The organism is Sediminicola arcticus (assembly GCF_040566695.1).
Lineage (GTDB): Bacteria > Bacteroidota > Bacteroidia > Flavobacteriales > Flavobacteriaceae > Sediminicola > Sediminicola arcticus.
In genome coordinates this window covers 32432-43485 of record NZ_JBEXAE010000005.1, presented here as the reverse complement: position 1 = coordinate 43485, position 11054 = coordinate 32432, and the positions used below count along the sequence as shown (strand labels likewise).

The window sequence follows — 11054 nt, the reverse complement described above, 5'->3', positions numbered from 1 at the left end:
TCCTCACAACGCCCTATGTTTAAAGTAGCACATCATCCCATTTATACCCATCCCCTTCCAAAGGGGCATCGGTTCCCGATGGAAAAATATGAACTCTTGCCCCAACAATTAATTTTGGAAGGCACCTGTTCTCCCTCCGATTTTTTTGAGCCTGAAATTCCCAATGATAAATATATCGTTGCAGTTCATGAGCCCGATTATTTCTATGACCTCTTAAACATGAAGATCTCGTCAAAAGACGCAAGAAAGATTGGCTTTCCATTAAATGAAGATCTTGTGTTACGGGAAATGATCATTGCTGATGGGACTATGAAGGGCTGCGAATTTGCATTGGAGCATGGTATAGCCATGAATATCGCTGGGGGAACTCACCATGCCTATACAGATCGCGGGGAAGCGTTTTGCATGCTCAATGATCAGGCCATTGGAGCCCGATACCTACAGGCAAAGGGCCTAGCAAAAAAAATATTGATTGTAGACTTGGATGTGCACCAAGGTAATGGCACCGCTGAAATTTTCCAGAATGATCTATCGGTCTTTACTTTTTCTATGCACGGGGCAGGAAATTATCCTTTTAGGAAAGAAGAATCCAATTTGGATATCGCCCTAAAAAAAGGGACAACAGATTCAGAGTATTTAACGATACTAAAAGATACCCTACCTCAATTGATCAAGAATGTGCAACCCGATTTTATTTTCTACCTCTGTGGCGTTGATGTCCTTGAAACGGACAAATTGGGTACGTTGGGCCTAACTTTAGCTGGCTGTAAGCAAAGAGACCAGTTTGTTTTGGAAACATGCAAAGAAAAGCAACTTCCTGTTCAATGTTCTATGGGCGGTGGTTATTCCCCAGATCTTAAAACCATTATTGAAGCCCATGCGAATACCTTTCGGGTGGCAAAAGAACTATATTTTTGAAATAAATAAGTTTTTGACAATGAAGAAAATTATTATTTTGATGCTGTTCCTGTCTTGCTTGCAGGTAATGGCACAAAAATTTGATTCCTCCGCTAACGATAAGAGATGAGACATGTTCACCTATGATATGGGGAATATTTTTAAAAGTATAGGATACTCCTATTCTAGACCACTACACTGGCAAGGGAAACAATGGCTCAATTTTAGGGAAGTGATTGCTGGCACCGGTGTCCTTTCTCTCATTGACGACGATACCTCCAGGTTTTTTAGGGATCAACAGCAAAATGTTCCCAAACTATTAAGGGAGTATGGGGAATCTTATGGTAATCCAGAGAACAATTATCTCGCCACGGCAGGGGTTTATCTTACCGGATTGGCCCTGAAAAATGAAAAGCTGAGAAGAACAGGGGTATTGTTAATTGCTTCAGCATCTTCTGGCGGACTCCTACAACAAGTACTAAAATCTGCAGTTGGTCGTGCCCGCCCCCTTGCCGGTTTGGGAAAGGACACCTTTGATCCTTTTAACCCAAGTAGAAATTTTCACTCCTTCCCTTCTGGCCATACCATGCTGGCATTTACAAATGCCTATGCCATAGCCAAAAAGTTTAAGAGACCTTGGATCAAAGCCGGGATATATTCTGTTGGACTTATTCCGGGAGTCTCTAGGATCTGAGATGGGCAACATTGGCTTAGTGATGTGGCGATAAGTGTTGCTATTAGTATTTTTACCGTAGAATCCATAGACCGCTATTTAGATTCCAAATACGATCAGAAATATAATGACCAAACCAAGGATATGAGTTGGGATCTAAATTTTGGTCCTGGAACTATGGGCGTTACCCTTCGGTTTTAATCTAAAAATTTTAACATTGCCTTTTATTTAGATTGATTCAAAATAATTAATTTTGCGATCCATCGTCAAGCAAAATAGATTGGGGAAAAAGAAAGGTAAAAAGAAAGAAAAGAAGCGCAATAAAGGGATCAAAAAAAAGCAAAAAAAACTTCCTAAAGCAATGACTCCCCATGGTTGTAAAACCAAATGTTGTGATAAATATAAAAAGTCGGAAGACAAGAGATGTAAACGCTGTCCTTGTTTTGATCTCTTAAATGAATATGCCGCATAAAATCAAAAACACCGCCAAATGGCGGTGTTTTTTCTTCTCTTTTTTCATTACAATCCAATTCCCAACCGTACTCTTGGGGCTCCAACTCTAACCCCTGTGCTAATTGTACTCCTTCTAGGGGAACTTCTATAATACCTCGGGGAACTATAATAATAGTCGGCATAATAATAGAAATGAGCACTGTGATGATCGTGGTTACAATGACAGGCATGTTCTTGGTAGGTATCCCTTTTACCTTTCATATAGGCCTTATAAGCTCTTTTATCCCTTTTCTTTAAATCTTTCTCATAAGCCTGTTGGTCTTCCCAAAATTCTTCTGCCTCTTCTTCATTCTCCGTTCTCAATTCTTGTTCATACGTAGCATCCTGCTGTGCCCTTTGCTCATAATAAGATAATTTTTGCTCCTCATTGCCTTCTTCATTTTGTGCAAAGGCAGAAAATGAACCTATGAACAATCCTAGAGCCATTAACGTCTGTATCTGTTTCATATCAAAAATTAAATTCTACTTTATTACTATTACGCTTCTACTACAGTAACAATTGAAGTTGAAAAAACCCTACCAAAATTTCTACACCACCCTTTAAAATTTATCCTTTTCAACTAGAGTACTAAATTAGTATCTTAGTACATTCAACTTTTAACAAACCTTTGTCCATGAAAAAAAAATTACCATTTCTATTAGTGTTTTTTATGCTGCATGGCATTATTGCCTTTGCACAGACTACAAAAGATATTGTCGATAAAATAGTAAAAGAGGCCAATGAAAATTCCCAATTGGAGCCTTTGGCCCATGAACTTATGGACGTCATAGGACCACGTTTGGTAGGCACTCCGCAAATGCAGAAAGCCCACAACTGGGCCGTTGAAAAGTATGCGCAATGGGGCATTACGGCCAAAAATGAAAAATGGGGTCAATGGCGCGGATGGGAGCGTGGAATTACCCATGTAGACCTTGTTTCTCCTAGGGTGGTAAGTCTAAGCGGTATGCAGTTGGCCTGGAGTCCAAGCACCCCTAAAAAAGGAATTACAGCAGGAATGATCATCATCCCCGATGTGGCAGATTCTTTGGCCTTTAAGAAATGGTTGCCAAATGTCAAGGGCAAATTTGTGATGGTCTCCATGATACAACCAACGGGCAGGCCCGATTATAATTGGGAGGAATTTGCCACAAAGGAGTCCTTCGAAAAAATGAAAAACGACCGGGATGCACAGAACGATGCTTGGAGAGAGCGCATTAAAAAAACAGGATATACTAGTAGGAATATAAACGGAGCTTTGGAAAAGGCAGGGGCCATTGGTATCATCCAATCCCGTTGGTCCGAAGGTTTTGGTGCCAATAAAATCTTTAGTGCTAATACCACGGAGATTTCTGTAGTAGATCTTTCTTTAGAAGATTATGGTTTGCTGTACCGTATGGTAGAACACGGAGAACAACCTATTATTAAAGTGATGGCAGAATCCAAGGAATTAGGTACCGTTCCCACCTTTAATACCATTGCAACAATCCCAGGAACAGAATTACCCAATGAATATATTATTCTTTCCGCACATTTTGATTCATGGGATGGCGCCACAGGTGCTACAGATAATGGCACTGGTACCATTACCATGATGGAAGCCGCACGTATCCTTAAAAAGATCTATCCCAACCCAAAGCGCACAATTATTGTGGGGCATTGGGGCAGTGAGGAACAAGGCTTAAATGGTTCCCGTGCTTTTGTGGAAGACCATCCCGAAATCGTAGAAGGCGTTCAGGCACTCTTTAACCAAGACAATGGAACTGGCAGGGTGGTCCGTATTTCAGGGCAGGGCTTTTTAAACGCTTACGATTATATGGGTAGCTGGTTAGAGGCCGCACCAGAGTCTATTACCAAAGAGATAGAAACCACCTTTCCAGGTACTCCCGGAGGAGGAGGATCGGATTACGCCTCTTTTGTAGCGGAAGGTGCCCCTGCATTTTCATTGAGTTCCTTAAACTGGAGCTATTTTAATTATACCTGGCATACGAATTTGGATACCTATGATAAAATTGTATTTGATGATGTAAGAAACAACGCCATCCTAACCGCCATTTTGGCCTATATGGCCAGTGAGGACCCAGATAGAACCTCTAAGGAAAAGTCAGTACTGCCTATGAATCCGAGAACTGGAGAGCAAATGACCTGGCCAGCGACGAGATCTCCTAACCGTGATGGAGGAAAAAACGAATAACCACAAACCACTACCAATAAAAAAGCCCCAGAAAGAGCGTATCCATTCTGGGGCTTTTAATGTAAAGGTTCTATTTTCCTAACATTAAAAGTTCATTACATTTTATTTCGGTAACGTACCGCTTTTCGCCTTCCTTGGTCTCGTAGGAACGGGACGTGAGCTTACCCTCTATTACTACCTCATTACCCTTTACAAGGTATTTTTCTACAATCTCAGCAGTCTTGCCCCAAGCTACTACATTGTGCCATTGGGTATCGGTTACCTTTTCCCCTTTTGTGTTTTTGTAGGTTTCGTTAGTAGCTATGGAAAATTTGGCAAGTTTGCTACCGCTTTCCATATTTACAATTTCTGGGTCATTCCCCAAGTTACCAATCAACTGTACTCTGTTTCTAAGTGCGTTCATAATTTAAATTTTAATGGTTTTACAGTTCATACTATCGAATTCCTATGTTTCGACGGTACAAACCTAACACCCTCTTTTCGTTGCACTCGGTTTGGAAATAGTTACTTTCGTTTACAAACGTTTGTAGTCGTTTGTATTCAATATAGTTTTAGTATTCCTAAAAGAACTTATTGACAATTATATTCTATATTTAGGCACAACTACCTAATGAAGAGCACCTATTCACTTTGCTTATTAGTTGTGATTTATCTCAATAGGAATGGGAGCTAACAAATAACCAATGTTGAAATTCTTTAGAAATATTAGACAAAATTTACTTACAGAAGGCAAAACTGGAAAGTATCTGAAGTATGCACTAGGAGAAATAATTTTAGTAATGATTGGGATTCTTCTTGCTTTCCAAGTAAATAACTGGGGTATAGAGAAAATAGATAAAAACAGGGAGGCAAAATATCTAACAAATATTGTTCTTGATTTAAAGAAGGATATTGTAAGATTAGAATACCTAATTAAGTTTAAAAAGGCAGGTTGCTTGGGAACCAAAAACTTACACAACACATGAATGGTATGCCTGCTCCTCACTTAACTAAATAAGCCAAAAATGTTATCAATTCATTAATGGAAGAAAATTTCTCACCAAACAACACAACCTTTTTGGAACTTTCAAATTCTGGAAATCTGAATTTAATCTCAAATGATTCTATAAAAGTGGTTTGCTTGAATTAGAGGAACTCTATAAAGCAAACAATTTAAACATAGTTCATGAAACATTTGACTACCGTGAATACATTTCAAAACCTGCTTCCAAACACATAAATATAGACCAACTATTCCCAGTATTTACAAGAACAAAAACCATTGAAGAGCAGAAAATAAGATTAGATATTTTCAATTCTTTATTTGAAAGTAGAGAATATAAAAATGGCTTATTCATCATGACTTTTATGTCCAGTTCCTATATTTCAGCATATGAAAATATAAAAATGAAATTGGAAAATAACGAAAGCATAATAATATTAAAAATAATTAATTGTAACTAAAATCAATATGAAACTAAAAACAAACAAAAAGATAGTAAAGTGCGGTCTTATGCTCCTTTCTTTGGTCCTATTTATCGGCTGTGCAGAAAAACAAATGAATCAAAAAACTTCTGAAACATCAAGCTATTTTGATTATTCTAATAGTTATGACCAGCTTACAGGTGGTATTAAAATGATTCCAATTACCACACCAAAAGGTACATTTAATGTGTGGACAAAACGAGTAGGAAACAACCCTAAGATAAAGGTATTATTACTCCATGGGGGACCTGGAGCCACACACGAAGTTTTTGAATGCTTTGATGGCTATTTACCAAATGAAGAAATTGAATACATCTATTACGACCAATTAGAATCTTATTATAGTGACCAACCTAACGACTCCACACTATGGACTACCGAACACTTTGTAGAGGAAGTGGAGCAGGTACGAAAAGCATTAAACTTAAATAAAGACAATTTTTATCTCCTTGGGCAATCTTGGGGCGGTATCTTGGCAATGGAATATGCGCTGAAATATCAAGAAAACTTAAAGGGACTTATCATTTCCAATATGGTGGCCAGTATTCCTGAATATGAAAAGTTTTCAAAAGAAGTTTTAGGCCCACAAATGCCCTCAGAAGTCTATCAAGAAATTATGGAACTGGAAGCCCAAGAAGATTTTGAAAATCCAAGATATACCGAGCTCGTTACACAGTATTTTTACACCGAACACTTTTTAAGAATGCCACTCGAAAAATGGCCAGAATCCGTTATAAGGAGCTTTAAACATCTCAATCAAAATATCTACATATTTATGCAGGGCTATAGCGAGTTTGGAGTTACAGGCAATGCTAGCTTAAAAGGTTGGGATGTCTCTAATAGACTAAAAGAATTAATCATACCTACGTTGATGATTGGAGGGAAATATGACACCATGGACCCTAAGTACATGCAATGGATGAGTACCCAAGTTCAAAATGGTAGAAGTTTAACCACCAATGGGAGCCATTTATCGCAATACGATGATCCAAAAACCTATTTCAGTGGATTAATCCAATTTATTAAGGATGTAGATAATAAATAGGTTAGCTAATTGATAATTGGAAAACCTGACCAATAACAAGGTGTACCTGATGATATGGGTTTGAGACCACATCTATGAATAATCCAAAACAAATTAAGCACGTATTTGTTTTAAACCCTTGGCGAATTTGCACATTATTAAAGAATCTAGAATAATAAAACCTTTACAATTGGTTTTTGATCGTAAACGATTTAGTGTTGGCTCAAATACTAGTGAAAAAGATTGATGGGCCCAAACTAATTTTTGGATATGCAGGTACTTACAATAAAACATAATCACATTCTAATACAATAAAAGATTATATTTAGGACTAGACTTTAAAGATATCTGATAACGTCTACCCCAAGATGATTTTATCAAATCATAATCATCCGGCCGTCTGTTAGAGTCAAAAATAAGGTTGATAAACTCAAATGATTTTATTAAAAATTATTCTGCTATTTTTCCTTGCAGACGTTGTTACTGGGATATTTCATTTCGCCGTAGATAGGTGTGGGGTCATAAACGGAAGGCATTTGACAAAATCTGTTAATTTACTACTTGTACATCATAAAAATCCTCGCAAAATATATTGGGAGCTAACCAGTGGGGTCTATAAAATTTCTAGTCTTATTTTTTGCCTAGTCTAATTTGGGGGTTTCACTGGGAGCTTCTGTTATTTCTACTTTTTAGTGCCAATTGGAATATGATACATAAGTGGTCTCATCAAAGGAGAAGTGAAACGTCCTATGTAATTAAAAAGTTACAGCTGCTAAAACTTATTCAAAGTAAAGATCATCACAAAAAACATCATTCTGAATCTTTTAATCATAATTATTGCATTATGACCAATTTTATAAATCCAATTTTGCGTCGGATATATTTTTGGGAAATCATAATCAAGTTTCTTAAACTTTTAAAAATATCAACAAATAACTCCTTGGTCTAATTAATCTTTAAAACAGATACCTCAATTTAATAAAAAATCATTTATCATTGCTCAGACCGCTTTTGCCCTAGAATGCGACAAAGAGAAGGCAATTGGAGCAGGATACAACGAGTATATTTCAAAACCAATTGACAGAGCCTAAATGTATTCATTGATACAAAAGTATTCTAAAAATTAATAAATAACCCACAGTAAAACATACGAGCAAAGACAGTTTGCCCTGTATGGTGCCAGACTGCAAAATGGTATGTAGGACTGCATTTAAAATAAATAATAGCCCTTAGTTTCTGCCAGATCATCTTTTTTAATTACCCACCAATCTGCACATAATTAGATGAGAACAACGCCCCTCGCCTGCCTCTATAACGCCAATTTTAAAAAGTAATGAGGATCATTAGCAGCAGTTGACCTTCATTTTGGCTGGGCAATACAAAGCACGCTAAGAGGGTCCAAAACCTATTAATTATCGATTTTATACTGTAATTCAAAAGTTTACGTATATTTATCACCTATCCAATCCTAAACAGGTTTGATTGACATCAAATATCCACAACGAGATCATAACCAATGAGTTGCATATAATGTCCGAAAATAAAAACGCATTTTGAACCAAACCAACCTCTATGAATTTAAAAAAATCATTACTTAGCGCTCTTCTTATAAGTACTATTGGAATTGTTGCTTGGGAATTGTATTGGCGTTCACAAGATTATATCCCAACCATAGATGACAATAAAGCACTTTGGGCTGTTCAACGAGATAGAGTTGCAGATTTAACTCCAGACAATATTATATTAATGGGTTCTTCGCGTACACTTTTTGATATTCAATTGGATAACTGGGAAAATCAAACAGGTATACGCCCAATTCAGTTGGCCAATGTAGGGAGCTCACCTTTGCCCGTATTTCATGATATTGTTGAAAACACAGCTTATGCAGGTACCGTAATCGTTGGTGTAACTCCTGGCCTATTCTTTTCAACAACGTTTCCCAAAGCGGAGCCTTGGTCGTGGCCACAATCCAAAGTAGACTATTACCAAGACCGAACCTATGCACAACGTATTAATCATCAGTTGTCATTGCCATTACAACAAAACTTGGCGTTAATGTCTGCTGGAGAACAAGAATTAGATGATAATATAGATTTAAAAGCTTTGCTAAAAAGAATAAAAATTGGCGATAGAATACCACAAGGTATGCCCCCTTTTTATGAATTTGGTGAAATAACTTCGTTGGATAGGAATTTGGAAATGATTGAAAGAACACTCACAGATACCGCTTTTGCCAACACCATTATTAACGTTTGGAAGTATTTTGGCAAAGGTGCTCCACCACCAGACAAAGAAGCTACAATGGCATTTTTTTTAAAAGATGCTGAAAAATTTAAAGCAAGAGGCGGAAACCTAATTTTAATACGTTGTCCTTCTTCTGGCGGATTAAGAGCGGGTGAAAATCAGGTATTACCAAGAAAATATTTTTGGGATAATTTGGTAGAGCAAACCAATGTACAAGCCTATCATTTTGAAGATTACGAACAGCTTAAGCATCTAAAATGTCCAGAATGGTCACATTTATCGGCTGAAGATGCAAGATACTTTACAACTGAATTAGCAAAAATAATGATTGCAGATAAGGCAATTACAAACACGAAAAATAACTGATTATGCTATTTAACTCACTAAGTTTCGTTTTGTTTTTGGTTATTGTTTTAGCACTTTACTACGCAAAACTTTTAAATTGGACCAATAAAAAAAGAATGTTGCTGTTGGCAAGTTATGTGTTCTATGGTTTATGGAATCCGCCTTTAGTTATTTTACTTTGGATTTCTACTGTGGTAGATTGGACAGCAGGAAAACGTTTGGCAGTAGAAGACAATCCTCAAAAACGAAAATTTTGGTTGCTCTTAAGCATGTTTGTTAATCTAGGTTTTTTAGCCTTTTTTAAATATGGTGATTTTCTTTTAGAAAACTTTGTGTCTTTAGCAAATACGGTAGGTGTCGATTTTCAAGCCAGGCCAATGGATATTATTCTACCTATGGGAATTTCGTTTTACACCTTCCAAACGATGTCGTACACCATAGATTTATACAAACGAAAAATAGAACCCGCCAGAACCTTTTTAGATTTTGCTTTATATGTCACTTTCTTTCCGCAACTCGTTGCAGGACCAATTGTAAGAGCTAAAGATTTAATCACACAATTTTATGACGAAAAAAGAGCAACATACAATCAATTTGTTTGGGGCCTTTTTTTATTAACCATCGGTGTTTTTCAAAAGGTAGTATTGGCAGACACCTTGCTTTCTGGAACAGCTGATGATGTGTTTGGTTCTTCTAAATTAGTACATGGTATGGATGCCTGGATAGGTACTTTAGCTTTCTCTGGGCAAATATTTTTTGACTTTGCAGGGTACTCAACTTGTGCTATTGGTATTGCTTTAATGCTAGGTATTATTTTACCTGACAACTTTAGGTATCCGTATGCATCGTTAGGCTTTTCAGATTTATGGGGCAGATGGCATATTTCTTTATCCAGTTGGTTACGAGACTATTTGTACATTCCTTTAGGAGGCAATCGTCATGGTATTACTAGAATGTATGTTGCTTTAATGCTCACCATGTTATTAGGTGGCCTTTGGCATGGCGCAGCTTGGACTTTTATGATTTGGGGGGGATTGCATGGCACTTACCTGATTTTAGAGAAATTACAAAAACAGTATATGCCCTTTAAAATAACGAAATGGAATGGAATTTTTTTAGCATTCCTTACTTTTTCGTGCGTTAATATTACTTGGGTATTTTTTAGAGCCAGAGAATTTGATACGGCATGGAATATGATAAAATCTATGTTCTATATGCAGCCACAAGGTGAAAAAATTATTGATTCCTTTAGCATTATTAAAGTATGTGTTGTTATTGGTATTTTGTTTTTGTGTCATTGGACCATGCGAAACACCTCAATGAAAGAAGTAGCACAAAAAACATCGCCATGGATTCTAGGGGTGTTTTGGGCCATACTATTTTTCTTAATTGTAATAGCACAAGGCAGTGGTGAGCAGTTTATATATTTTCAGTTTTAATGGAATTACATTCCAAAATATATCATCTAACTAATCTTGAACAAACACATTGAGATTAATCCCGATTGCTATCGGGACCAAACAATAACCAGTGATAAAATTCTTTAGGAAAGTACGGTACTCCTTATGAAGAAAAACAAAACTACAAATTACTTCAAATAAGCAATTGACAAAAATTATTTTCGTCGTCACTAGAATTTTGATTCTTTTTCGGGTTTCAATAAGCACCTTAAAAACGTATGTGCATACTAATTAGGTTATTTAGGATGAATTCTTTTTGTATT

13 protein-coding genes are annotated in these 11054 nt (G+C 36.8%); 11 read left to right on the top strand and 2 right to left on the bottom strand.

Annotated elements, in window-relative coordinates:
• Window positions 1-15: 15 nt before the first annotated feature.
• The 4 genes from ABXZ36_RS11135 to ABXZ36_RS11120 all read left to right on the top strand — a co-directional run bounded on the left by ABXZ36_RS11135 (window position 16) and on the right by ABXZ36_RS11120 (window position 2042).
• Window positions 16-918: a histone deacetylase family protein gene (locus ABXZ36_RS11135; RefSeq protein ID WP_354615662.1), complete on the top strand. Its 903-nt coding sequence runs from the start codon at window positions 16-18 to the stop codon at window positions 916-918.
• 112 nt (window positions 919-1030) lie between these two features.
• Window positions 1031-1591, top strand: coding sequence for a phosphatase PAP2 family protein (locus ABXZ36_RS11130; RefSeq protein ID WP_354615660.1), 561 nt, complete (start codon window positions 1031-1033; stop codon window positions 1589-1591).
• 24 nt (window positions 1592-1615) lie between these two features.
• On the top strand, window positions 1616-1771 hold the full coding sequence (locus tag ABXZ36_RS11125; protein ID WP_354615658.1) for a hypothetical protein: 156 nt from the start codon (window positions 1616-1618) through the stop codon (window positions 1769-1771).
• Between the two features lie 79 nt (window positions 1772-1850).
• Window positions 1851-2042: a hypothetical protein gene (locus tag ABXZ36_RS11120; RefSeq protein WP_354615657.1), complete on the top strand. Its 192-nt coding sequence runs from the start codon at window positions 1851-1853 to the stop codon at window positions 2040-2042.
• Window positions 2043-2089: 47 nt separating this feature from the next.
• Here ABXZ36_RS11120 and ABXZ36_RS11115 read toward each other — a convergent pair whose 3' ends face one another.
• Window positions 2090-2530, bottom strand: coding sequence for a hypothetical protein (locus tag ABXZ36_RS11115; RefSeq protein ID WP_354615655.1), 441 nt, complete (start codon window positions 2528-2530; stop codon window positions 2090-2092).
• A 167-nt stretch (window positions 2531-2697) separates the two neighbouring features.
• On the opposite strand from ABXZ36_RS11115, the gene ABXZ36_RS11110 reads away from it, so the two are divergent.
• Window positions 2698-4254 carry a M20/M25/M40 family metallo-hydrolase gene (locus tag ABXZ36_RS11110; RefSeq protein ID WP_435602414.1) on the top strand — a complete coding sequence of 519 codons (1557 nt, stop codon included), beginning with the start codon at window positions 2698-2700 and terminating at the stop codon, window positions 4252-4254.
• A 70-nt stretch (window positions 4255-4324) separates the two neighbouring features.
• On the opposite strand, the gene ABXZ36_RS11105 is transcribed toward ABXZ36_RS11110, so the two are convergent.
• Window positions 4325-4657, bottom strand: coding sequence for a single-stranded DNA-binding protein (locus ABXZ36_RS11105; RefSeq protein ID WP_354615653.1), 333 nt, complete (start codon window positions 4655-4657; stop codon window positions 4325-4327).
• A 280-nt stretch (window positions 4658-4937) separates the two neighbouring features.
• Between ABXZ36_RS11105 and ABXZ36_RS11100 the strand changes: the two genes are divergently transcribed.
• From ABXZ36_RS11100 to ABXZ36_RS11075, 6 genes are all read left to right on the top strand, one after another.
• Window positions 4938-5219 carry a DUF6090 family protein gene (locus ABXZ36_RS11100; RefSeq protein WP_354615651.1) on the top strand — a complete coding sequence of 94 codons (282 nt, stop codon included), beginning with the start codon at window positions 4938-4940 and terminating at the stop codon, window positions 5217-5219.
• 151 nt (window positions 5220-5370) lie between these two features.
• Complete coding sequence (locus tag ABXZ36_RS11095; RefSeq protein WP_354615649.1) at window positions 5371-5697, top strand: hypothetical protein; 327 nt, start codon at window positions 5371-5373, stop codon at window positions 5695-5697.
• Between the two features lie 7 nt (window positions 5698-5704).
• Window positions 5705-6763 carry a proline iminopeptidase-family hydrolase gene (locus tag ABXZ36_RS11090; protein ID WP_354615647.1) on the top strand — a complete coding sequence of 353 codons (1059 nt, stop codon included), beginning with the start codon at window positions 5705-5707 and terminating at the stop codon, window positions 6761-6763.
• A 616-nt stretch (window positions 6764-7379) separates the two neighbouring features.
• Window positions 7380-7691 carry a fatty acid desaturase CarF family protein gene (locus ABXZ36_RS11085; protein ID WP_354615645.1) on the top strand — a complete coding sequence of 104 codons (312 nt, stop codon included), beginning with the start codon at window positions 7380-7382 and terminating at the stop codon, window positions 7689-7691.
• Window positions 7692-8314: 623 nt separating this feature from the next.
• Window positions 8315-9352 carry a hypothetical protein gene (locus ABXZ36_RS11080; protein WP_354615643.1) on the top strand — a complete coding sequence of 346 codons (1038 nt, stop codon included), beginning with the start codon at window positions 8315-8317 and terminating at the stop codon, window positions 9350-9352.
• 2 nt (window positions 9353-9354) lie between these two features.
• Window positions 9355-10770, top strand: a complete 1416-nt coding sequence (locus tag ABXZ36_RS11075) for an MBOAT family O-acyltransferase (RefSeq protein ID WP_354615641.1) — start codon at window positions 9355-9357, stop codon at window positions 10768-10770.
• Window positions 10771-11054 lie beyond the last annotated feature (284 nt).